The organism is Edaphobacter bradus (assembly GCF_025685645.1).
GTDB classification, from domain to species: domain Bacteria; phylum Acidobacteriota; class Terriglobia; order Terriglobales; family Acidobacteriaceae; genus Edaphobacter; species Edaphobacter bradus.
In genome coordinates this window covers 1-23,379 of record NZ_JAGSYF010000005.1, presented here as the reverse complement: position 1 = coordinate 23,379, position 23,379 = coordinate 1, and the positions used below count along the sequence as shown (strand labels likewise).

The window sequence follows — 23,379 nt, the reverse complement described above, 5'->3', positions numbered from 1 at the left end:
GGTGCCCCTCCTGTCAAACTCCAACCAAACGCATTACACTTGACGTTGGAAACGCCCATGTCGAACGCCGATCCGAAGAACTCGCTCAAGATCATCGCCGCCACTATCCTCATCCTCGCCACGGTCGGCTATCTGGCCTACACCGGCGTCCGCGACAACAAGAGCTACTACGTCACCATCAGTGAGCTTCAGGGCATGGGGAACAAAGCCTACGTCCGGCACCTTCGCGTAGCAGGCAACGTAGCTCCCGGCAGCATCCACCGCGTAGGAACCAACGCGACCTTTGATCTTCTCGAGCAGGGTCACCATCTTCAGGTCAGCTATCAGGGCACCGAGCCGCCGCCCGACACCTTCAAGGACGACGCACAGGCCCTCGCCGTCGGAACCTTCGGCCGCGACGGAGTCTTCCACGCCACTGAGATCCAGGCCAAGTGCGCCTCCAAGTACGCACCCGTGCCGAATCAGCAGCCCGCGACGACGACAGCGGCAACAGCGCTGCCCGCAGCCCGATAAAATAAATCCGCCGCGCCACAAACGGACGACCATGATGCAGACGGAAGCAACAACTCGCAGCAGTGCCTCCTTCACCGCTGCACAGCCCATCTGCGTCTCTGTCGAATCCGTCTCCAAGATCTATGGCACCTTCGCCGCGCTGCGTAACGTCACCGCCTGCGTCGCGCCGGGATCGTGCACCGTCATCCTCGGCGAAAACGGCGCGGGCAAATCGACTCTCCTGCGCATCATCGCCGGGCTCATCGCACCTACGCGCGGCACTGCGACTGTCTTCGGCGAAACGCCGCGCAGCCAGCGCCGCCGTATCGCCTACATGAGCCACGCGCCCATGCTCTACGACGAACTCACTGCCATGGAGAACCTCACCTACTTCGCCTCCCTGCATCGAGGCAACAGTTGCGCCTGCGTCGGCTCGCCCGAGATGGCCCTCCGCGCCGTCGGCCTCGATCCTTCGCTGCGTCGTCCCGTAGGCCAATACTCGCAGGGCATGCGCCAGCGCGCCTCTCTCGCACGAGTCCTCCAGACCGATCCCGAGCTTCTCCTCCTCGACGAGCCCTTCTCCAACCTCGACGCCGCCAGCGCAAAACACATGGTCGAGCTCCTCGCCGACTTCCGCACCTGGCCCGTCGCCGGCGGAGGCCAACGCACCATCATCCTCACCACCCACCAGGCGACGCTCGCCGAGCCACTCGCCGACCGAACTCTCACCATGCGCCAGGGTCAGATCGTCGAGATAGCCGAGACCGCCGCATGAAGGCATCTGCACCAGCTAAGACCAACGCCGCGCGCCTCCTTGACTCCCTCAAAATCACCTACGAACTACGCGTCTACGAGGTTGATCCAGAAGACCTGACCGCCATCTCCGTCGCCCGCAAGATCGGCCTCCCTCCCGAGCAGGTCTTCAAGACCCTGCTCACCCAGACCAACGATGGCGCGCACCTGTTCGCTGTCATCCCCGGCGACGCCGAGCTCGATCTGAAGAAACTCGCCAAAGCAGCCGGAGTAAAAAAAATCGAACTGGCATCACTCAAAGACGTCGAACCGCTCACCGGCTACGTCCGCGGTGGAGTCACAGTCATGGGGGCGCGCAAGCCCTTCCCTGCCTTCGCCGACGAGACCATTGAACTCTTCGACGTCATCAGCGTCTCCGCCGGCCTTCGCGGCCTCCAGCTCATTCTCAGCCCCGCAGACTATCTCCGCGCCGCCGAGGCCACGCTCGCCGACCTTACCAAAGCTGCGGTGCACGAATGAAGTACCTCTCGCAGATCCTCCAGCACCTGCGCAAAGACCTCCGTCTCGAATGGCGTTCGCGCGACTCCGTCAACGGCATGCTCTTCTTCGTGCTGCTGGTCGTCGTCGTCTTCTCCATCGCCTTCGATCCCGCGGGCTATCCGACGACGACGCGCCAGATCTCCGGAGGAATCCTCTGGGTGGGCCTGCTCTTCGCCTCCATTACAGCCCTCAACCAGTCGTGGACGCGCGAGCAGCGCAATCAGGTCCTCGAGGCCCAGCGCATGGCGCCCTCTGCCGCCTCTGCCCTCTTCCTCGGCAAGGCGCTCGCGAACATGTTCTTCGTCCTCATCGTCGAAGCGGTTCTGGCGCCCATCTTCATCGTCTTCTTCAACCTCCACGTCCTCGGCAACGCGTGGCTTCTCGCTATCATTCTGCCGCTCGGCACGTGGGCATTGGTGGTCAACGGAACCTTCTTCGCCGCGCTCGGCCTGCGCGCCCGCAACCGCGAGCTCCTGCTACCTCTCATCCTGCTGCCTATCTCGCTGCCCGCAATCCTGATGATGGTGCAGGCCACAACCGGCGTCATCACCGCAGAACTCGACCCGATCTACATCCGGACCTGGATCACCCAACTGGCCGGATACGACGTCATTTACACCACCGTCTGCATCCTGCTCTTCGAGACCGTTCTCAACGCCGAATAACGACCACTCGACGGCTTGACCATAAAACGCAAAACGTCGGCTTTCGCGCTAAAATAGACCCATCGTGGCCCGCTCATCCGCTCTCCGCAACGCCGCCTGGTTGTGGTTCCTCGCAACCGTCGCGGTTCTCGTCGTCGGCTTCCGCGAGGCCATCTTCCTCGTCCCGACCGAGGCGACGATGGGCGACGTGCAGCGCATCTTCTACTACCATCTGCCTCACGCCATCCTCGGCCTCGTCTTCCCTTACGTAAACTTCTTCGCTTCGCTCGCCTTTCTCTTCTGGCGGCGCCGCGATCCGTTGAAGGCCCTCACCGCCGATGCACTCGCCGTCGCCTCCGCAGAAGTGACTGTCCTCTACGTCGGAGTCTGCCTCGCGAGCGGCATGCTCTGGGGCAAGCCCGCCTGGGGAATCTGGTGGGCTTGGGATGCCCGGCTCACATCAGAACTCCTCCTCTGGCTGCTCTACGTCAGCTATCTTCTCGTCCGCCGCTTCTCCATGGCCGGTCAGACGGGAACTCTCGCCGCAGTGCTCTCGGTCTTCGCGGCGATCGACGTCCCCATCGTCTTCATGTCGATCCGCTGGTGGCGCACGCAGCATCCGGCTCCGGTTTTCGGGGACGGAGGCAGCCTCGACCCCAGCTTCTACCCTGCTGTCCTCTGGAACCTCGCCGGCTGGGCGATGTGGGGTGTCTTCATCCTTGTCTTCCGCTTCGCCCTTGAGCGCCGCAGGCAGCTCGCGGAGCAGGAAGAGGCCTTGCGCGCCATCGAGGCGTCGCTGGAGATTTCGCAATGACCTGGAACACTTTCTTCGACTTCAGCTCCATGGGCCATCGCCATCTGGTCTTCGTCTACGCGGGCGTGTGGATTGCGCAGGGAGCGTATCTGGCCTGGATCGCCTCGTCCTGGACGAAGACAAAGCGTAATTAAAAAAATCAACGAAGCCACATGAAGCGGCTTCGTTGTCCGAGAAGGAATTACAGATGATGCTCGAGCTCCCCATCTGGCAACTCTTCGCACCATCTGCGTGAACACGGACGAATGGAAAAGGTTTCGCATCTCTTTTGGCAAAATTGCAGCTTTCTTCTCCTGTTTCGGTTGCGGGCAGTTTTTTCAGGAACTTGCCGCTGCCCTCTCCGGCCGATAGACTCGCAAAAGTGCTGACCTTCCGTCCATCCTTTCCCCAGTTGCGAGTTCTAACGGCACTGGCGGCTATCTTATTGATTTCAGGCTGCCGTCGTAACAGCTTCCCCGATGTACCGGCGGGATACCGTGAGTATGCCTTTGTCAGCAATGGGGCGTCGAACACTGTCAGCGTTCTGGATCTCGTCAACCTCCGTCAGGACCGCACCCTGCGGGTCGGGGACAATCCCTCGGGCATGGCTGTGAATCCGCAGCGCAACGAGATCTATGTCGTCAATACAAAATCGGGTACGGTCTCAGTTCTGGATGCCGAAGGCATTCGAGTCGCGGCGACGATTCCCGTGCATCGTGACCCCTACTTCATCAGTGTGGATGGCGCCGGACGCCGGGCCTATGTCGCGAATTCAGGCTCGAACAACGTCAGCGTGATCGACCTTGAGAGGCGGCGCGAGATAGCTATTGCCGGTACCGGGGAGCAGCCAGGACTGGCGCGCATCGCGCCGGACGGGCGTTCGCTGGTGGTAACTAATCGCGGAAGCGGTAGCGTCTCGGTCTTTGCGGTGGGGGCGTACGATGCGGCGCCGCAGCAGATTCTGCGGCTCCGCGCGGCCTTTCCGGGGTGTCCGGGAGCCACAGACGCTGTGATCCTGCCGGACTCCTCGAAGGCATTCGTAGCGTGTTCGGGGGGACATCAGGCCATGGCAATCAGCCTGGCAGCCGTGCCGGACTCATGGGCGGCAAAACAGGACCCATCGCTGATGACCGATCACATGTTGGCCCTTCTCGATGTCGGAGCGGCGCCGGTCCATCTGGCGATGAAGCCTGATGGCGGCGAGATCTTCGTCTCCAACTTCGGTTCGGACAGCATCTCTGAGATCTCGACTTGGACCAACGAGGTCGGCGGGACGTACATGATCGGCACCAAGCCGGTCCGCGGGATCGTGAGCAGGGACAACAGCGCGCTCTGGGTGACGAACTTCGGTGCCGACTCGGTCAGCCTGTATAGCATCGATGACGGAAGGCTTGTAAACAGCATCCATACCGGCTCGGCGCCCGACGCCCTGGCCTTTTCGGCAGATGAGCACCTTCTGCTCGCGGCGGATGCGCACTCCGGCGACGTGGCGGTGATCCGGACGCAGGGGAGGCTGGGAGCGACACTGTTCACGATGCTTCCTGCCGGAAGCGGGCCAAACGACATTATCGTGAAGTCGTTTTTGATTAAGCAGTAGTCGTTTGCAACGCGCTTAAACCTGGCGGGCAAGGACGAGCGTGATATCGTCCGGCTGCTCGTCGGCTCCGATCCACGCATCGAGGGCCTGCATGACCTGGGCGGAGATGATGTGGAGGGGCTGCTCGCGGTAGCGGCGGACGACCTCCATAAGGCGCTCCTCGCCGAACTCACCAAAGTCGTTCTCTGGTTCCGTAACGCCGTCGGAGTAGGCGACGAGAATATCTCCGGACTTCATCGTGAAGGTGTCCTCGTCGTACTGCATGCCGTCGATGAGACCTACAACCGTGCCTCCGCGATCGAGCCGCCGGATGGTTCCGTCACGGCCCAGCACGAGCGGCGGAAGCTGCCCGGCGTTGGAGTACGTGAGCTGAGCGTTCGCTGCGTTGTAGTGGGCCAGGAAGAGCGTCGCGTACTTCTCGGGCTGGGTGCTGCGGTACAGGTGGCGGTTGAGCAGCGAGAGAATGCGGCCCGGCGACTGGAAGAGTTCATCGCAGTCGCGGCCGTTCTCATCGCGGCTCGCCGTCAGGCCAGCGACGACAGACTCGCTGTAGACGAGTTCTTCACTGGCGAAGCGATAGGCGCGCACGGCGGAGTGCAGCGTCGCCATGAGCAGGGCGGCGGAGATTCCCTTGCCGCTGATATCGCCGATGGCGATGCCGAGACCGATCTCGCGGCGCGGCGTGCCGTTGCGCGCCTCCTCGTAGAAGACGAGGAAATCATAGTAGTCGCCGCTGACGGAGCGCGCCGGGCGGCAGACTCCGTGCAGCTCCAGCGTGTCGAGACTCGTGATGCTCTGTGGGAAGAGGTTGGCCTGGACCTCCTGTGCGATGGAGATCTCGTTCTGGAGCCGCTCTTTCTCCTTCTGCTCGACGAGAAGGCGCTGGAGCGAGCCGGTCATCGTGTTGAAGGAGCGGCTGAGTTCGGCGAGTTGGTCCGTGCGCTGGACGCCGATACGGTGGTCGAGCTCGCCGCGATCGATCTTCTGCGTGGCCTCATAGAGATCTGCGACCGAGGCTGTGATCGTTCGGCTCAGCCGGATGGCCATGATCAGCGCCAGAAGCTCAATGACGCCGAAGAGGATGCAGAGGATGAGCAGACCGACGCGGTAGACATTAGTGACGATCCCGCCCAGCGAAGCTCCGAAGAGTTGGTTGTAGAGCAAGGACGGACGCGAATCGACTTTGATGGGAACGCTGTCGTGCTCGCCGGTCTCCCAGTCGATCATGCCGAGCGTTGAGAGAAAGTGTACCTGGACGTCGGCGAGATTGACTCCGGGAGGCTGTGAGCCGCCGCCGACGGACAGCTCACGAGGGAGCGGAGCGTCGCGCTGGGCCGCCTCGCGGGCCTTCTGCTCAATCTTCCGTTCTGCACTCTTCTGGATCTGGGGGGTTGCGCTGGAGCCGAAGCGCTCGACGAAGAGCTGGGCGTGCCCGAGCCCCTTCGAAAGCAGATCCATCATTGCGCTGTCGACGGGCAGGCTACTGACGACGCTCAGCACGCGACCATCGTTCAGCCGCTGCTGATTCAGCCCGACCAGGTATAGGTCCCTGCCGTCGAGGACGAGTCCTTGAAAATGCCCGCCCTCAAGCTCTGCGGCCCACGGAGGCAGGCCGAGCGGGGTCTTGTCGCGGTGGCTCCCTGTGTCGACGGGCGCTCCGTTGAGATAAGCCGACGTTTCGCGGCGCAGTTTGAGATTGGGCGTGTCGAGCCCGACCGTCCAGTCCATGTTGGGGGCATTCCGAACCAGCATGCCCTGCTGAAGGATGAGAGCAATCCGTTCGGTGCGGTGGGCGTTATCGCTGCTGAGCTGGCCCAGTTCCTCCTGAACGCGGGAGTCCACCAGGTGAATCGAAAACTGACCTGCAGCGACGTAAGCCGAGACGAGCACGAGCGTCACAAACAGCACCACCGGAGCTAGCCCGATGAGCAGGTACGTAACGACGAGTTTGTTGCGGAGGCTCCAGAGCATGCGACGCCGCACAATGCGCGTGAGCAGAGGAATAGCGACGACTGCAAGCGCAACGCCGACGAAGAACTGAATGACGCTGAAGAATGTTCCTATCGCGCCCGGCAAACGACGCAGTGCGAAGAGCAGGCAGAACCACGCAGCGAGCCACAGCGCCGCGCCGGCCAGGCCGGAGGGCGACCATTGCTTCAGCCATCGCTGGACTGGGGACTCAGCGGATTGCATGGTTCTCCTCGAGTTCGGACTGCCGCGCCATCCTGAGGGTGTAGCGGGTGGCCGAGAAGTGGGCTCCCGCTAACAGTAGCAGGCCGGAGAGGAACGCCCACATCATTAATCCAACTGAGATATAAAACGGCCCGTAGACGCCCTGAAAGTCGAGCAACGGCAGCGCGTGGATGTAGAGAACCTTGGCCAACTCCCAGAGCAGGCCGACGACGATGGCCGTCGGTAGCACTGCGCGCGCAGGGACCTTGCGGTTAGGGAGAATCCAGTAGATAAAGAAGAACAAAAGGATGCTGGCCGCGACGGCGCAGACCTGGAGGAACCAGAAGGACGCAAACGCGAAGAAGATATTCTCCGTGTGTCCAAAGAAGACCCAGGTGAGCACAACGCGCGCGCTGGAGGTAAAGGCCACTGAGGCCATGGCAAGCGCGCCCATGCCGAAGGCCAGACCTAACGAGACGGCCTGATTGCGAAGATAACTGCGGTTCTTTTTAACTCCCCAGACACTGTTGAGCGCAACCTCGAGCGGAAGAAAGACTCCGGTGGAGGTGACGAGGAGCATGAAGAGGGAGAAGAACTGCGTGCTCTTGCGGGGATGCGCGAGCAACTGCATGTTGCGCAGGACGAAGTCCTGTCCCGTGGGAAGGAAGCTCTTCAACATTTCGGCGACGACCTGCTCCATGGCGCGGGAGTGGAAGACGGCACGAGTAAGAGTTAAAAGGAGAACGATGAAGGGAAAGAGCGACAGGATGGTATTGGCGGCAACGCTGAAGGCGTAGGTGTGGACGTCAGTTCGCGCGAGATAACGAATGATCTCGGCGAACGGGACTCCGAGGCCGGCCTCACGGATGACCGGCTTCACCTCTGCAATGGACTTGGATTTTACTTTCTCGCCCTCGGACCGGGCCTTAGTGGACTGGGTCTTGGACCCAGGCGACTCAGCAAGATCTGTCGAGGCCGGCGATTCAACCTGCTTCGGCGATACCGGCGAGGCGTCCGGCTGGATGGGGGATGGATTGGGGGGCACGATAGAAAACATAGAAAACAAAACACGACGATATGACGGGATGACGGGCTGACTCGCCGGACCGCGCGACCTTACTGAGATGCTAGCAGAGCGAGGGCAGGCTTTCACGCCTTGGGAGATGATGCCAAAGCTGCAGGTTGACAATCCTCCTCACGGCTTCGAATCCGACGGGCAGCCCATTGCGCCGTCTCGGCGAGGATGGGGTCTTCAGCGGCGCTCCACTCGTCTAACTGCGGTAGAAAGCCCTGCTCACCGCTATTGCCCATGGCGATCGCGACGTTGCGGTGAAGGCGCTTGCGGCGCGTGCGCTCGAGCGGCGAGCCCTTGAACCAACGGCGGAAGGCGGGCTCGTCGAGCGAGGCCAGCCAGTCGAGAGCGGGGTTCATGAGTTCGGGCCGGGGCAGCATGCCCTCGCGCGGAGTAACCGGAGCGCTGCGGTTCCAGGGGCAGACATCCTGGCAGATGTCGCAGCCGAAGACCTGGCGGCCCATAGGCTCGCGGAGATCTTCGGGGATGGCGCCCTTCTTCTCGATGGTGAGGTAGGCGATGCAGCGAGAGGCGTCCATCTCGCGCGGCGCGACGAGGGCTCCGGTGGGGCAGGCGTCGATGCAGCGCGTGCAGGAGCCGCAGCGGTCGGCGGCAATCTGCAGCGGCACACTCTCCGCGACGGGCATCGAGGTAACGATGACCGCCAGGAGCAGCCACGAGCCGAGCTGCTGGGTGAGGACGCATGTGTTCTTGCCGATCCATCCGATGCCGGCTTGTTCCGCGATAGTGCGCTCGACGAGCGGCCCGGTGTCGACGTAGCAACGCGTCTCGCAGCCGAAGCGCTCGTGCAGCGCCTGCTCGATCTGTCGAAGGCGGGCCAGCAACTCGTCGTGGTAGTCGGTGGGAGCGAACGCACTCTCTTCCGCTGCTCCCTCGCGCCGCTCGCTGCTCTGCTTGCCGCTCCATGCATAGCGGGCGATCCAGCCTGTGCCGGGGAGCGCAGGGTCGATCGACAACGGCGCTGCGGCGTTGTAGTTCACTGCACAGACGACGACCGACCGCGCCCAGGGCATCGCAACCTGCACTCCGCTGCGAAGCAGGACGCCGCGCTCGTCGCGCCGCTTGAGGTACTCCATCTCGCCGGCACGGCCAGCATCAACCCAGTCAGCAAAGCGCTCCGCGGAGAGGCGTTCGGAGGGGCTTTCCGGGGCCGCGACCGGGGCGACCCCGGCAGCGTCAAAGCCCGCCAAGGCAGTCTGCTCACGCAGCCACTGCTCAAGCTCAGGAGTCCACTCCACCGCCAATCCGACCCTCCTCCAGCGCTTTGCTTCCGCGCTGATTCAAGGGTAAACTGAAGTTACGGAGAGGTGGCAGAGCCCGGTTGAATGCACCTGACTCGAAATGTGATTTCACCCATTTCGCATCCTCCAGCATCGGGTCGCATAGAGGCGATAACGCACATATCTAGAGTGGGTTACGGATTCTGGCGTTCTGCAGCGATCTGCATGGGCTTGCACGTAATCGGAAATTGAACGGACACTATATCGGACACCGAATAACGGCGCTTAATTCGATGAGGAATTTAGTGACGTTCTGTTCTCGATCTTGGCCGTGGAAGAGCAGATCCCATACTGGAACCTTCGCAGTCTAGTTCCCTGTTTAAGCTCGTGCGGCCGATCGATGGGACAATCGGCCATGTGATCGATGACCACCGTCAAGTCAGGGCTCGCCTCGTTCACCAGCGCGCTTTACAGCCTCGATGAGACGAGCGTTGTGAAGTGCGTGTTCAAAGCCAGGTGTGTTGTAGATGCCCGCATGCAAATCGCGAACAAGATGAGACTCGAGCCGGGCCGCTTCATCCATTGAAGCCGCCCAGGCCCGGCTCGCGCTGTATGCCGAGTGTGTTCAGTGTGAAGGAGACGATGTGGTACTGGCCGACGAGCATGGGCACCTCGATGAGCTGGCGCTCGTCGAGGTGTGCGGCGAGCACCGCCCAGGTTTCATCGGTGATGCAGGCGTCGGAGTGTAGCTCGTCGGCAGCGCGGAGCACTGCGGCCTCCAGCTCGGTCCAACCCTCCGCCTCGGGCCCGCTCTTGACCCGGGCGATCTCCTCGTCGGAGACACCCACCTTGCGCGCGAGGACGGCGTGCTGTCCCCACTCGTACTCGGCGCGGCAGAGCCAGCCTGTGCGGAGGATGGCGAGCTCGCGGAGACGGGGCGGCAGAGCCCCGTTGACCGCCAGAGCGACGGTGAAGGGCATCCATTGGCGGAGGAGGTTGGGATGCCGTACCAGCGTGTCAAAGGTGTTGCCAGTGGCGCTGGAGCCGATGCTATCGACAAGCACGCGGGACTCGGTATCGCGCTCCCCCGGGGGGAGGGGGTGGATGCGCGGGGATAATGGTCTGACGATGTCGTTCATACAGGAGCCTCTAACAACTCATTGGCGTGTAGTTTGCCCAATCCGATAGCAACAATGGCTCGCAACCTAGAAGTTCTTTCTATTGGTCGCGTGCCATTTCCTACTCAGTTGCAGGCCTTCTGCAGATCTGCAACTGAGATGGAAATAGTTCAACAGTTTTAGCTACCCGCAATCTCCAATAACTCATTGGCGTGTACTTTTGCCCATTCCCTCAGCAACAATGGCTCGCGACCTAGAATTTTCTTCGTATCGTCCACTACCGTTCCAATGTAGGCCATTCTTCCGTGTTCGACCTCGCGGAAAAATTGGGGTCCGCCCTTTGCGTACCCCGACTCGTATGTTGAACCAGGCCCACCCACCTCTTTTGCGAAACTTTCGACGTCACGAACGTCTGCTGTGAACTTGTGACCGGTAGCTGCAGTGAGAGTTTCAGCTACTTGGTCCGGAGCGAGTGCGTCCGCCGAAAACCAGTAGTCCTTTCCACCGTGTTTTTCCGGGCCTTCCATGAGAATTACGGCTGCAGCTTCTGCTACATCTTCCACTGCGGTAAACTCAATCGGCTTCGAAGTGAACATGCTGTACACACCGGGTTTGACGACCAACCCGGTGAGAAAAGTCTGCATGAACATATTCGGATGTAGATTCGTCCACGCTATGCCGCTATCGCGAAGATATGCTTCAATCAACTGATGCCAGGAGAAAACGATCTGGTATGAGTCATGCTCTCGGCTGAATACGCCCAGGTGCACTATATGCTTCACGCCGTTACGTCTTGCCGCATCGATTAGTGTCTTACTTTGCACAAGCATGTCAACCGTATAACCAGTTATTAGAAAAATGCTGGAGACGTTTTTTAATGCCTCATCGAAAGTTCGTGGATCATCGAGATCGATAAATCGCGATGATCCAAATTGGTTTGCCAGCTCTTCCAGATTCGCTCTCCGTCGCGACCCTACCGAAAAATATGCTTCACTCCTTTTTAGATTGGTGGCGACGAGTTTTCCTACTTGTCCGGTTGCACCCAACACGAGCAGGTTGCTTGAACTGTTCATTTGAATCTCCTTTTTACTATTTGTTTTTGAGTAGTTTGAAATCCAGGCTTGTCGATCTGTGAGGGCGTGGTTGCTTCACACCGGTGGATGGTCCTCGCGACGCCTAACTGTTGCGCGGTCAGGGATTCGTCTGGTGCTTAGTGAACGACGGAGTCGATTCCGCCCTCGGAGAACTCTGGATTTCGCGGTCGCTTCAGTAATACCGAGGATTGCTGCGGCGTCCTTGAGGCGAAGCTCGTGCACACAATAGAGATCTATCACGGTGCGCATGTGTGCTGGGAGGCGGCGCATAATGCTGCGCAACTTGTCGATCGTCTGGTCTGCTATGTAGCGTTGTTCAGGATTGAGCCCGGGATCTCGAAACTCCGGTGATTCAAATCTCTGCCAGTCCTCAAAGACTTGCTCCGAAATGACCTCCGGCATGCTTCGTCGTTTTCTTAGAACCATGAGAGAGGTGTTGATTCCGATCGTCATCATCCAGGTAGAGACGCTGCACGTACCTCTGAAGGTATCCAAGTGCCGGTATGCCCGCATTAAAGTCTCCTGAAGAACATCCTCCGCGTCTTCGCGATTGCGGACGATCCTCAATATTCTCTGTTTGAGCATTCCGGTGTACCGCAAGCACAATTCGCCAAATGCTCCTTGGTCTCCAGATCTTGCTCTGGAAAGCAGCTGCTCATCAGATACTTGCGAGTGTTGCGCGACGGAGTGTTTGAAGATCTGGGTGCTCATCGAATTCCTTCTGGGCTGATTTCTCCCGCTTATTTCCAGCCGCCGCCCAGTGCTTTATAGAGCTGGACAAGGCTCTGGCACTCGTTGTTTCGCGCCTGCGCCAACGTAAGTTCGGCGGCAAAGAGAGATCGTTGGCTATCAAGGACCGAGAGATAAGTGGCGGTTCCGCCCTTGTAGCGCATGAGCGATACGTTGACCGATTCCTGTAGATCCTTCACGGACCGTTCCTGGCGCTCGCGGACGGAGTGATATTTGTCATAGCCAATCAAAGAATCAGAGACATCTCCGAAGGCCCGCTGAATCGTCTGCTGGTAGCCGATCAGAGCTTGACGCTCTTCTGATTTGGCATAGCGCAGGTTGTTGCGCAGTGCGCCGCCCTCAAAAACTGGCTGCGATGCGGCTGCTGCGTATGTTCCAACTCCGAGAGGGGCCGGGATATGCGATCCGGGAAACTGGCTATGCCCGAATGCCGCGCCCCCGGAGCCGAGGAGCGAGATCTGCGGGAAAAACATCGCTTTGGCGACGCCGATGTTTGCGTTGGCAGCGACCAGGTTCTGCTCTGCCTCCCGAATGTCAGGCCTGCGCTCAAGCAGCTCAGACGGTAGTCCAGCGGGTAACTGCGGTGGAAGGCTTTCGTTCCACGTCCAGCCGTCTGGAGTTTCAATACCAAGGGGCTGGCCGCGAGGAACGTTGTCCGGATACTTGCCCAGCAAAATGTTGATGGCGTCCTCGGTCTGGCCGATTTGGCGCTCCAGATCTGGGATCTGGGCATTTGCGGTGTCGAGCACTTGCCGGGCCTGAAGCACGTCCAGCGTCGTGGCTACACCGTGCTGCAGGCGCAGCTGGGTTAAGTTGACAGAGTCTTGCTGGGTTCGCACTGTTTCTTTTGTGATCTGAAGTTGCAGGTCGAGGTCGCGAAGGAGAAAGTAATCGCTCGCCACATCGCTGACAAGGGTGAGGATTACGGTTTGTTGTGCGTCCTGGGTTCCCAGAAGTTGTGCCCGGGCCGCTTCGGTCGCGCGTCGATAGCGCCCGAATAAGTCGACTTGAAATACCACATCGCCAGCGAGCGAAAAGATGTTGGACTTGATGTTCTGGTCGGTCTTTCCGCCGCTGAAAGTGGGGTCAAGTGAAACCATCGGAAACTCATTAGAGCGCACGATGCCGACTTGAGCTCTCGCGGCATTGACCCGCTCGACCGCCAGTTGCAGATCATAGTTCTGTTTGAGCGCCGTTCGTATGAGTTCCTGCAGTTGAAAATCGTGGAACACCTGCCACCAGGGCAGATCGGCGAACGATGCGGATTGTGGTTGTAACTGTTGCGATTGGTCAGGTCCATGGAAGGCCGGAGGCGTCTGCACAGCCGGGCGATGATAGTTGGGGCCCACGGCACAGCCGGAGAGCATCGAGGCCGACAGGAGAAGGATCCGCCCGGGTCTTGAGCTCAATCTGTTCTGAACTTTATTAAGCATCTTGACTACCCTCCGCGATTGCATCGTCTTGCGGTACGGGGGTCACGAAACGAGCCCGGGCCGCCGCGGACCATCGCTCGACCAAATAGAAGATCGCGGGCACGGTGAATATGCCGAGCACGCTTGCCGCTGTCATGCCTCCGATCACGGTCGTGCCCATGATCTGGCGCGCGACGGAGCCAGCGCCCGACGCCGTCCAGAGCGGCACGCAGCCGAGAATGAACGCAAAAGAGGTCATCATGATGGGCCGCAGTCGAAGCCGTGCGCCTTCGAGCGCCGCATCGATCAGCGGCTTGCCATGCTCGAATTGTTCTTTCGCAAATTCGACAATAAGAATTGCGTTCTTCGCGGCCAGCCCTATCAGCATCACCAGCCCGATCTGCGCATAAACATCGTTCTCCATCTGAACCATGTAAGGCGGCAGGAACAGGCCCACGATGACGCGACGTAGCCACAACACTCCAAAGGCACCCAATATTGCGACTGGTGTGCTAAGAAGAACGCTGAACGGTAGACTCCAGCTTTCGTAGAGCGCAGCAAGAATCAGGAAGACGAAGAGGAGGGAGAATCCGAAGATGACTGACGAGGGTACTCCCTCCTCCGCCTTCTTTTCCTGGTAAGACATACCCATGTAGTCGAAGCCCATCTCATGAGGCATGGTCCGTTTAAAGACGTCTTCGAGAGCCGCCCTCGCCTGATCCGAGCTGTAGCCAGGCGCAGCGCTAGCGTTAATCTGCGCGGATCGGTACTCGTTGTAGCGCATCGTGAACTCAGGGCCTGAGCGTGTCTCAAACGATGCGAGAGCGGATAGCGGCACCGTTTCACCCTGGTTGTTGCGCACGTAGAACTGTCCAAGGTTATTGGTATTCGAACGGTAGGGGGCTTCGGACTCTATGTACACCTGCCAGGTTCGACCGAATTGGTTGTAATAGTTGACGAACAGGCCGCCCATATTCGCCTGAATGGTGTTGTAGACGTCGCTCAACGCCACCCCTTGCTTCAGCACTTTTTCCTGGTCGACGTGAATGAACTCTTGGGGCACGCTGGGTATGAATGTGGTGAAGATCGTGCCGATCTCAGGGCGCCTGCGAGCCGCTGCGAGGAATTTGTCTACGTTATCTGCCAGAAATTGCACGTCCCTGCCTGCGCGGTCCTCAAGGACGAATGTGACGCCTCCTGAAGTGCCGACCCCCGGGATCGCCGGCGGTGAAAAGCTGAAGACTGTTCCGGTTGGAAGGTTCTTAAGCTCCTCATCCAGACGTGCCTTGATAGCCTGATATTGTTCTACGCGGCTCTTGCGCTCATCCCAAGGTTTCAGGCTGACCCAAAAGAAGGCGTTATAGCTGGTCCGAACAAAGCTCAGCAAGCTGAAACCAGCTACGCTGGTGGTGTACTGGACGCCAGGGGTATCGGCGAGTATTTGCTCCACATGTCGCGCTGCCTCGCTTGTGCGTTCCAGTGACGCAGCATTGGGAAGCTGCATGCTGATGTAGAGATATCCTTGGTCTTCGTCGGGCAGAAAGCTGGATGGAAGCCGGCTGCCAAAGAAGAGCCCGAGCGCGCCACAGGCTACCAACAGCACCAGCACCATTGCTCCCTTCCGAAGAAGCGCACCCGACCAGTGGACGTAGCCTCCCGTCACGCGTTCAAAGAGGCTATTGAACCAGTCGAAGAACCTCTGCAATAACCCATGGCTCTCCTTCTTTCTCCGCAGCAAGAGTCCGGAGAGCGCGGGGCTAAGCGTGAGGGCATTGAAGGCAGAGAGGACCACCGAAATGGCGATGGTGATTGCGAATTGCTGATACAACCTTCCCGTGATACCGGGGATGAAGGCGGTCGGAACAAAGACCGACGAGAGAACTAATGCAATGCCGATCACGGGCCCGGAGAGCTCCTCCATAGCTTTACGAGCCGCATCTTTGGGATTCAAACCCTCTTCGATGTGGCGTTGCACACCTTCAACAACGACGATCGCGTCGTCCACGACTAGGCCAATGGCGAGTACCAGCCCGAACATCGAAAGCGTGTTAATCGAAAAACCAAAGAGCGGGAACAAAACAAACGTTCCAACCAGGGAAACAGGTACCGCCAGCAATGGAATCAGCGTGGCACGCCAATCTTGGAGGAAGAGGTAGACCACCAGGATCACAAGCACAATCGCGATCACGAGCGTCCAGAGAATCTCCTTCATGCCTTCTGTGACCGGGGCCGTCTGATCAAGGGCTATGGCATAATCCATATCTTCGGGAAAACGCTGCTTCATCTGGGCCAGGAGCTTTCGGACACCCTCCACAGTTTGAACAGCGTTCGTTCCGGGCAATTGGTACACAGCGATCCCGCCAGCCACCTTGCCATTCAGCCGACAGAGCATGCTATAGTCCTGGGTGCCCAATTCGACCCGGGCTACATCTTTCACGCGAACGATGCCACCGTTTGGTGCTTCGCGCACGATGATGTTTCCGAACTCCTCCGGCGACTTCAGGCGTCCTTGAGCCAGCACGGCATAGGTGAACTGCTGGTCGCGAGGCGCCGGTTGGCCTCCAACCTGACCTGCTGGGTTCACTGTGTTTTGTGCCTGAATAGCGTTGGAAATGTCTGCGACTGTGATGCCGAGCTTTGCCAATTGGTCAGGTTTCACCCACAGCCTCATGGCATACTGGCCTGCACCGAAGACCTGGGTTTGGCCCACACCATACAAGCGCGCGATAGGATCATTCAGGTTGATGTAGGCATAGTTAGATAGATAGGTCCCGTCATGGGTTCCGTGTGGCGAATAAAGGTCGATGATCATGAGCGGAGCGGTAACCGCCTTCTTGACGGAGACCCCATAACTGTTGACCGAGGGCGGCAACTGACCCGTTGCCAGCTGCTCGCGCGATTGCGTGAGCATCAGGTCCATGTTGGGATCAGTCTTAAGGTCGAAATCGATCATCAACTGTGTTTGCTGATTGGCGGTCGCGTTCAGCGAGTACATGTAAGTCATGTTGTCCACGCCGTTGACCTGCTGCTCGATGGGTGTTGCGACCGCGTCCTCAAGGGTCTTGGCATCGGCGCCGGGATAAGTCGCTTGCAACCAGATTTCGGGTGGTGCAATATTCGGAAACTGCGTTATCGGCAGGGTCGAGATCGTGACTGCGCCGACAATCACCATCAGAATCGCGATAACCATCGCGACTATCGGCCGGTTGATGAAGAACTTGGACATAACTCCGTTCCCTTTGCGTTTTGGCTATTGGTCAGCGGTTACTCGACATTGCTCTTGAAGGGCTTGGTTTGCACCTTTGTTCCCGGCGGCAAGTTTTGCTGGCCTTCGACGACCACTCGATCACCCGGTTTTAACCCTTCGCGGATGACCCACATCGTGCCCGTCCGCTCTCCGACTTGAACCGGACTCATGGCCACACGGCCGTCTTGCTCCACAACCGCAACCTGGTAACTGCCCTGTTGCTCAGTGACTGCAGCTTGGGGAACCAAAAGGGCATTCTGCTGTGTTCGAACCACCGCGCGCACCTTTCCGTACTGCCCAGGACGCAGAACGTTGGCGGGATTGGGAAACAGAGCGGCCAATTCGATTGCACCGGTGTTCTGATTCACCTGGCGATCGGCAAAGTAAAACTCCCCTTCATGCGGATATGCGGATCCGTCGGCAAGAATGAGCTGCAGCCTCCAGCGATCCTTTTCCGAACCCGAAAACCGCTTTTGCAGGGCAAGATATTCCTGTTCGCTGACACTGAAATAATCCCTGATGGGATCGACCGTTGAAACCGTGGTGAGTACTCCACTGCTGGTGCTGACCAAGTCACCAACCTGTGCCTGTGCGATGCCGGCAATACCGTCTATTGGAGAGACAACATAGGTGAAACCGAGGTTGATGCTGGCGGTCTCGACTGCGGCCTGACCGGCATGAATCTGTGCGTGCGCGGAAGCTATGGATGCCTCTGCCACCTTCACCTGCGCCTTATTCGCGAGGTTAGTCTGGTTTGCATTGTCGAAATCCTGCTGGCTGACGGCATCAGCCTTTGCCAGGGGAGCATACTTCTCAACATCGAGCTGGCTCTTGATCTGGTTCGCTTCCGCTGTTGCGAGCTGCGCCTCATCCTGAATCAGCTGCGCTTGCGCCTGATCTAACTGCCCCCTTGCCTGGTCGAGTGCGGCCCGGAATGGGCGAGGATCGATTTCGAAGAGCGGTTCGCCCTTGTGTACAAAGGAACCTTCCTTATAGTCCCGCTTGAGCAGGTAGCCCGTGACCTGCGCTTTCACATCAGCGTTCACCTGCCCGGTAAGGGTTCCGATCCATTCGCCGTAAACGGGAACGTCTTTTTCTTCAACGGCTGCAACCTCCACCACGGGCGCCGAGGACGGCCGCACCGAGGCCTTAGCCCCTGAACGAGTGACTACATTCACCAGGATGGCCGCGACCAGGGCACCAGAGGCCCATGCCAGGTGCTTCAGTTTCAGAAAGGAATTGATTTTCATCAGTTGCTTCTCCTGCTTCCGGAACGTTGATCTCTCGAGGCCCTCTTGTTTCGGGAAACCCGCATCGTGTCGTCGATCGGCCGGTCTTCCGTTATCTCCTCGACAATGCCTTTCATCCACACGCCCTCCACGGGGCGCACCCCGGCCAGATGCATGGCCAACAAGAGCTCGCGCCCTGCATCGTCGACACCCGTCAACTGCCTCATGTCTAGTTCGATCTGCCGGCCTGAGTGCAATGCGGATCGCCAGGCATATTCGATTTCAAGCACCCATGGGCCCGCGAGCCTACCGGCAAGTTCCAGCCTGCAGAAGTCGCCATCTTCGTGAACCGTGACCTGCAACATCGCGTCCTCACCTCCGAAATGGCACGACATTTGAGATTGTGGCGAAATCGTCTGCACTCGTAACTAGCAATCCATGCCGAAGTTCTTGCCAACGATGCCGAACTAAATTTCGTATTTGTGCAGGCTTCTTGGCATATTTCGCATGAAAATTGGCACACTTTGCGAGTGACAAAGGCACCCCTGGAGGGCAACAATGAGGTCTGCGGACTGAGCTCTGAATGGAGTTCAGGCTACGCCATAAGTGCCTTCAATTGCGCGAGTTTGCCCATGGCCTGTTCGATACCAGATCGCATCAAAGTGCCCCGACAGTTCTGGACACAGCTTCAGAAATATGACCTTGCACCCGCGGCGGCGTTGCACCATGCGCATCTGCCTCTCGTCGCTTACGAAGACGAGGCGTACCTTCTCACTACGGCGCAGTTCTTTGCTCTTTGGCGGAGCATCGGTGAAATGTGTCCGGATCATGCATTTGGTTTGAATTTTGTCTCGCAGGTCGATTTTGCGGCTCTCCCGCTGGCGACGCTGGCGTCGTATTATGCTCGCGATTATCGAGACGCGCTTACCCGGCATGCACGATTCAATCAACTCTGCGCGCCGGCGGAGATGCGTATTCAGGAGCGAAGAGACGAATGCGTGATTTCGAAAAAATGGCTGTACGCTACCGAGGAGGAGCCACCCCTGTTGGTCGATGCGTGCTTGGCCATTCTTGTTGAATTGGGGCGCAGGGGAGCCAAAGTTCCTATTAGGCCTAAACGGATCGATTTGAAACAGCGGCGCGAGCGCGGCAATACCCACGAAGCGTATTTCAATTGTCCGGTCAATTTCGGCGCGGCGCGCAATGCGATCGTCCTCCACAGCCAGGATTTGGATCGCCCGTTTGTAACCTACAATGCCGAACTCCTTGAGATGGTACAAAGTGCATTGGAGAAGAAGGCGAGAGGGTGTCGAGAGGAAACATCTGCGAGCGAGCAGGTGAAATGGCTCTTGAAACAGATGCTCGCCGGCGGCCGGCCCGACATCACGGATGTTGCGCGCGAACTCGGATTGAGCGTTCGGACTTTACAGCGCCGCATCGTTAAGGAAGGGACCACGTTCCGGGATCTTCTCCTTGCGGTACGCCAGGAACTAGTGAGAAAATACTTTGCCCAGCCTGGAATACAAATCAACGAGGTGGCTTTCCAACTGGGCTACGAAGACACAAACTCCTTCTATCGTGCCTTTCGCAACTGGGAGGGGACCACACCATCGCAGTGGAGAACCGATTGGAAAGAGACCGGGGTTTCCAGTTTGTCCTAGGCCCATAGTCCCCTGCCAGAAGTGAACGACATGAACCGTATGTTTAGCTGCGGGCATCTGGCGCTCAGATGTCGGCAAAACGCTTGAGCGCGACCGATCTCTGATTGTCAGAACCGGGCCGCTCATATGTTCAATCCGCCGACGTTGGAAGCTTCCCAAGATACCCGTGACTGTCTCGCGCGTCGTGCCGATGCACAGCCCTATTTCGCCATGCACGAAGGGAATATGGATATGTGTGCCAAGGTTCGTTGACCCTCAGTCCGAGGAGTAACCGAGCCAGCCTTGCAAATATGTTGTGCATCATCGCGATTGTTCGCAACGTAGACAGGTCTGGTTATGGCGCAGGTTCAGTTCGTGTGCCGCCGACAAAGGCGCATTCGAATAGTGCGCAATGACAGCTAGGAATGGTGGCTTCTGCAAGTATATTGACGCCGCGTGCTAGTTACTATAAGTCTCCCATTCGTTACCGTAGACAAGATCGGCACTGAGATTGGCCGACGTTCCTTTGCGGCTCAAAAAAAACAGGAGAATCTTGGATGAAAGCGTATCGAATTTATTCCGGCAGAAAGCAGGATGCACTCGAGCTCATCGAGCACACGGTTTCAAACCCCACAGCGCGCGAGGTCCGGGTGCGCGTGCGCGCGGTATCCCTCAATTATCGCGACCTAATGATTGCCTGGGGCAATTACCCGATCCCAAGCGATCCGCCGCCCGTCGCCGTTGCTGATGGTGCGGGTGAGGTGATCGCAATCGGCCCGCAAGTGACTCGCTTCAAAGTCGGCGACCACGTCGCCATCCCCTACTACCCCGATTGGATCGATGGCGAGCCGACGCCTGAAAGTACCCATAGGGTGCCGGGTGCCGCCATTGACGGCATGCTGGCGGAAGAAATTGTCGTTCCCGAAGACACACTAATTTCGGTTCCCTCCTGGATGGAGTTCACTGAGGCGGCGACACTCCCGTGTGCGGGCGTCACGGCGTGGAACGCTCTCTTCGTTGGGGGTGCCGCTAAGCCCGGCAACACCGTGCTGCTTCTGGGAACCGGCGGAGTCTCAATATGGGCGCTCCAACTAGCCAAAGCCGCTGGATTGCGCACCATCATCACCTCCTCCCGTGATGAAAAGCTCGAACGCGCGCGCTCCCTCGGAGCGGACCACACGATCAACTATCGCCACAATCCCGAGTGGCAGCAGGAGGTGCGACAGATCACCGGCGGACGGGGTGTCGATGTCGTCGTCGAGGTTGGCGGCGACGGAACTCTGGGTCGTTCGCTAGCCTCCATACGCCCCGGTGGCACGGTTGCCATCGTTGGCGGTGTCGGCGGCTGGTCAACTGCGATTGAGGTTCAGTCGATCTTGATGCGATCCGCACGCGTGATGGGCATTTTCGTCGGTAGCCGTGCGATGTTCGAAGACCTGAATCGGTTCGTCACCGCCGCAAAGATTCGGCCGATGATCGATCGGGTCTTCAGCTTCGATCAGGCGCGCGAAGCCTACGCGTATCTGGAATCGGCCAACCACTTCGGCAAGGTCGTGATCAAGGTCGGCGACTGAGCGCGATCCAACTCGAGTCCGCATCACCCGGCACGCGGTTGTCCACCGCTATGAGCTGAACCATGATCCGTCACTTGGATGTGCCAAGAGGTGAAGAGGCATGCGAATGCCGGATCAGACGTCGCTGCAGACTGGATCGGGCTCTGGGTCAAGCGATCGGTAGCACATATTGCCGTAAGCAGAATCAACATTTCCATCGAGGCGAAGCCGCGCCTCACCTGAGAGGAGCAACTCGATGCCAAAGCCGTTCACGACCATCGTAACGCCCTCGTTTAAGGCCCCCTCCGAAACGTACCAGTATTCGCCGGCAGTCCGGATCGGTGACCAGATTCTCGTCTCCGGCATCGTCGGGGCCGACGCCGAGGGACGGCTTCCTCCCGACTTTCGCAGTCAGGCTGAGAACGTCTTCACGACGCTCGAAGCCATTCTCAACGAAGCGGGAGCGACGCTTGATGATGTGGCGAGCCTGAACAGTTATCACGTCGGCGACATACATAGCCAGTTGCGCGAACTCGTGGACATAAAGGCAACGCGGATCCGGGTGCCACACCCGGCCTGGACGGGCGTCGGGGTGACACAACTCGGGGTGCCGGGGGCGCTCCTCGAAGTATCAGCCGTGGTCGTCGTTCGCGACTAGGGCTTGGACACACAAGCTCTGAGCCACAGGCGGGGTGCGGCGAGTAGGACCGCGGCGAGGAAGTTCCTGGGATCCTTGAGCGCGAATTTGAACGCTCACTAGCCAACTCACGAATCAGGGAATCCGCTATCACTAAGGAAAAGGAGAATCTATGAACATTGGCGTAATCGGAACTGGAGATATTGGTGCAGTGATTATCAGAAAATTAAGAGGCGCAGGTTATTCAGTGAAAATGGCAAATTCAAGCGGCCCAGAGTCACTAAGAGATCGCCTGTCTCATTCTTGGATTTCGTGCACATGTTTGGTTGCCTGGAGTCACGCTATTTTTGGGAGGCAAAGGATGCTGAAGCCAAAAAGAGACGCGGGATCGCCAGATTTGGCCGTGGTCGAAATGAGGCGCTCCCTTGCGCAAAGAATTAGAGAGCTGGCACAGGAGCCTGGAGAACATCTGACGCCGATTCCGGGACTGTCGCTCTATCACCGGACCAGTCCAACCCCTTGCTTCCGGGCTTCTTATGAGCCGGGTCTAAGCATCTTTGTCCAGGGACGGAAGCGCATCCTGCTCGGTGGAACGGAATACCTATGCGACAGTTCCTCGTTCCTGCTCTCGTCCATTGACGTACCCGCGCAGAGCCAGATCGTCGAAGCCTCGGAGAAGACACCGCCGCTGTCAATCTTCCTTCGCCTCGACATGCCAACGGTCCGGGAAGTTCTGAGCCGGGATGACATTCCAGAGAGGCCGCCCTCTACGCATCGTCAAGGGCTCGTCGTTGGTGAGGCCACCGTCGGGTTGCTCGGTGCCGCGATGCGTATGCTTGAGCTTCTCGACACGCCGGAGGACATACCGTTTCTCGGTCCCTTGGCTCACCGCGAGATCCTGTATCGCATTCTTCGGACACCGCAGGCAGGCAGACTGCGCGCCATTGCAACAAGCGGTGATCTGGTTCAACAAACAGCACGAGCGATCTCGCGGCTGAGAGAGAACTATGCAAAGCCTCTGCGCATGGAAGAACTCGCTTCTACAGCAAGGATGGGCGTTTCAACCCTTCACCATCAATTCCGGGCTCTCACAGGAATGAGTCCGCTGCAGTATCAAAAGCAATCCGTTTGAACTGGGCATGCAAGCCCGTCTTCGACAGATTGAAGGAGTGGGCCGCTATGACACTCTGAGCCAGCTCCATTCGCCTGCTTCACCACGCGGCGACCAATTTTTCCCCCGGGGCATGCCCCGGGAAAACAAGAAAGAAGCCGACAGATCACGAGCTAGCAAAACCGGAAAGCTTTACGAGCTAGCGAAGGCCAGCGATCAGTTTGAGGACTTGGCCATGTTCGAAGGCGGCGCGGCCGCGAAATGCGTGCGCCCATCCTGGATCA

At 58.7% G+C, this 23,379-nt stretch carries 22 protein-coding genes and 1 pseudogene; 12 read left to right on the top strand and 11 right to left on the bottom strand.

What is annotated here, in order from left to right; genetic code table 11:
- Positions 1-57 precede the first annotated feature (57 nt).
- The 7 genes from OHL16_RS17735 (at position 58) to OHL16_RS17705 (ending at position 4,819) form a co-directional block, all read left to right on the top strand.
- On the top strand, positions 58-513 hold the full coding sequence (locus tag OHL16_RS17735) for a cytochrome c maturation protein CcmE (protein WP_263368537.1): 456 nt from the start codon (positions 58-60) through the stop codon (positions 511-513).
- Positions 514-544: 31 nt separating this feature from the next.
- Complete coding sequence (locus tag OHL16_RS17730; RefSeq protein WP_317891089.1) at positions 545-1,267, top strand: ABC transporter ATP-binding protein; 723 nt, start codon at positions 545-547, stop codon at positions 1,265-1,267.
- Positions 1,264-1,764, top strand: a complete 501-nt coding sequence (ybaK, locus tag OHL16_RS17725; RefSeq protein WP_263368536.1) for a Cys-tRNA(Pro) deacylase — start codon at positions 1,264-1,266, stop codon at positions 1,762-1,764. Before OHL16_RS17730 ends, ybaK begins: the two co-directional genes overlap by 4 nt.
- The gene (locus OHL16_RS17720) at positions 1,761-2,450 is read left to right on the top strand and encodes a heme exporter protein CcmB (protein WP_263368535.1); all 690 of its coding nucleotides are present in this window, start codon (positions 1,761-1,763) and stop codon (positions 2,448-2,450) included. Before ybaK ends, OHL16_RS17720 begins: the two co-directional genes overlap by 4 nt.
- 64 nt (positions 2,451-2,514) lie before the next feature.
- On the top strand, positions 2,515-3,243 hold the full coding sequence (locus OHL16_RS17715) for a cytochrome c biogenesis protein (protein ID WP_317891088.1): 729 nt from the start codon (positions 2,515-2,517) through the stop codon (positions 3,241-3,243).
- The gene (locus OHL16_RS17710; protein ID WP_263368534.1) at positions 3,240-3,377 is read left to right on the top strand and encodes a hypothetical protein; all 138 of its coding nucleotides are present in this window, start codon (positions 3,240-3,242) and stop codon (positions 3,375-3,377) included. Before OHL16_RS17715 ends, OHL16_RS17710 begins: the two co-directional genes overlap by 4 nt.
- Positions 3,378-3,667: 290 nt before the next feature.
- Positions 3,668-4,819: a YncE family protein gene (locus OHL16_RS17705; RefSeq protein ID WP_263368533.1), complete on the top strand. Its 1,152-nt coding sequence runs from the start codon at positions 3,668-3,670 to the stop codon at positions 4,817-4,819.
- Between the two features lie 15 nt (positions 4,820-4,834).
- On the opposite strand, the gene OHL16_RS17700 is transcribed toward OHL16_RS17705, so the two are convergent.
- From OHL16_RS17700 to OHL16_RS17655, 10 genes are all read right to left on the bottom strand, one after another.
- Complete coding sequence (locus OHL16_RS17700; protein ID WP_263368532.1) at positions 4,835-7,012, bottom strand: PP2C family protein-serine/threonine phosphatase; 2,178 nt, start codon at positions 7,010-7,012, stop codon at positions 4,835-4,837.
- The gene (locus tag OHL16_RS17695; RefSeq protein WP_317891087.1) at positions 6,999-8,036 is read right to left on the bottom strand and encodes a YihY/virulence factor BrkB family protein; all 1,038 of its coding nucleotides are present in this window, start codon (positions 8,034-8,036) and stop codon (positions 6,999-7,001) included. The genes OHL16_RS17700 and OHL16_RS17695 overlap by 14 nt, the downstream gene beginning before the upstream one ends.
- 104 nt (positions 8,037-8,140) lie before the next feature.
- Positions 8,141-9,322 carry a tRNA epoxyqueuosine(34) reductase QueG gene (gene queG, locus OHL16_RS17690; protein ID WP_317891098.1) on the bottom strand — a complete coding sequence of 394 codons (1,182 nt, stop codon included), beginning with the start codon at positions 9,320-9,322 and terminating at the stop codon, positions 8,141-8,143.
- Between the two features lie 557 nt (positions 9,323-9,879).
- Entirely contained in the window at positions 9,880-10,443 is a 564-nt protein-coding gene (locus OHL16_RS17685) for a carboxymuconolactone decarboxylase family protein (protein WP_263368530.1), read from the bottom strand.
- 158 nt (positions 10,444-10,601) lie between these two features.
- Positions 10,602-11,495, bottom strand: a complete 894-nt coding sequence (locus OHL16_RS17680) for an NmrA family NAD(P)-binding protein (protein WP_263368529.1) — start codon at positions 11,493-11,495, stop codon at positions 10,602-10,604.
- Between the two features lie 75 nt (positions 11,496-11,570).
- Entirely contained in the window at positions 11,571-12,227 is a 657-nt protein-coding gene (locus OHL16_RS17675; RefSeq protein WP_263368528.1) for an RNA polymerase sigma factor, read from the bottom strand.
- Positions 12,228-12,256: 29 nt separating this feature from the next.
- The gene (locus tag OHL16_RS17670) at positions 12,257-13,699 is read right to left on the bottom strand and encodes an efflux transporter outer membrane subunit (RefSeq protein WP_263368527.1); all 1,443 of its coding nucleotides are present in this window, start codon (positions 13,697-13,699) and stop codon (positions 12,257-12,259) included.
- A complete protein-coding gene (locus OHL16_RS17665; RefSeq protein ID WP_263368526.1) occupies positions 13,692-16,904 on the bottom strand; it encodes an efflux RND transporter permease subunit in 3,213 nt (1,070 codons plus the stop codon). The genes OHL16_RS17670 and OHL16_RS17665 overlap by 8 nt, the downstream gene beginning before the upstream one ends.
- A 38-nt stretch (positions 16,905-16,942) precedes the next feature.
- Positions 16,943-18,175, bottom strand: coding sequence for an efflux RND transporter periplasmic adaptor subunit (locus OHL16_RS17660; RefSeq protein WP_263368525.1), 1,233 nt, complete (start codon positions 18,173-18,175; stop codon positions 16,943-16,945).
- A complete protein-coding gene (locus OHL16_RS17655; RefSeq protein ID WP_263368524.1) occupies positions 18,175-18,519 on the bottom strand; it encodes a hypothetical protein in 345 nt (114 codons plus the stop codon). Before OHL16_RS17655 ends, OHL16_RS17660 begins: the two co-directional genes overlap by 1 nt.
- 267 nt (positions 18,520-18,786) lie before the next feature.
- Between OHL16_RS17655 and OHL16_RS17650 the strand changes: the two genes are divergently transcribed.
- Positions 18,787-19,815, top strand: coding sequence for a helix-turn-helix transcriptional regulator (locus OHL16_RS17650; protein WP_263368523.1), 1,029 nt, complete (start codon positions 18,787-18,789; stop codon positions 19,813-19,815).
- Positions 19,816-19,917: 102 nt separating this feature from the next.
- Here OHL16_RS17650 and OHL16_RS20395 read toward each other — a convergent pair.
- Positions 19,918-20,046 (bottom strand): annotated as a pseudogene (locus OHL16_RS20395) (helix-turn-helix domain-containing protein); the annotation flags it as partial.
- 305 nt (positions 20,047-20,351) lie between these two features.
- Here OHL16_RS20395 and OHL16_RS17645 point away from each other — a divergent pair.
- The 4 genes from OHL16_RS17645 to OHL16_RS17630 form a co-directional block, all read left to right on the top strand.
- Complete coding sequence (locus tag OHL16_RS17645; RefSeq protein WP_263368522.1) at positions 20,352-21,368, top strand: zinc-dependent alcohol dehydrogenase family protein; 1,017 nt, start codon at positions 20,352-20,354, stop codon at positions 21,366-21,368.
- 235 nt (positions 21,369-21,603) lie between these two features.
- A complete protein-coding gene (locus tag OHL16_RS17640) occupies positions 21,604-22,005 on the top strand; it encodes a Rid family hydrolase (protein ID WP_263368521.1) in 402 nt (133 codons plus the stop codon).
- A gap of 151 nt (positions 22,006-22,156) precedes the next feature.
- On the top strand, positions 22,157-23,116 hold the full coding sequence (locus tag OHL16_RS17635; protein WP_263368520.1) for an AraC family transcriptional regulator N-terminal domain-containing protein: 960 nt from the start codon (positions 22,157-22,159) through the stop codon (positions 23,114-23,116).
- 7 nt (positions 23,117-23,123) lie between these two features.
- On the top strand, positions 23,124-23,379 hold a 256-nt coding region (locus OHL16_RS17630; protein WP_263368519.1), incomplete at its 3' end, for a hypothetical protein.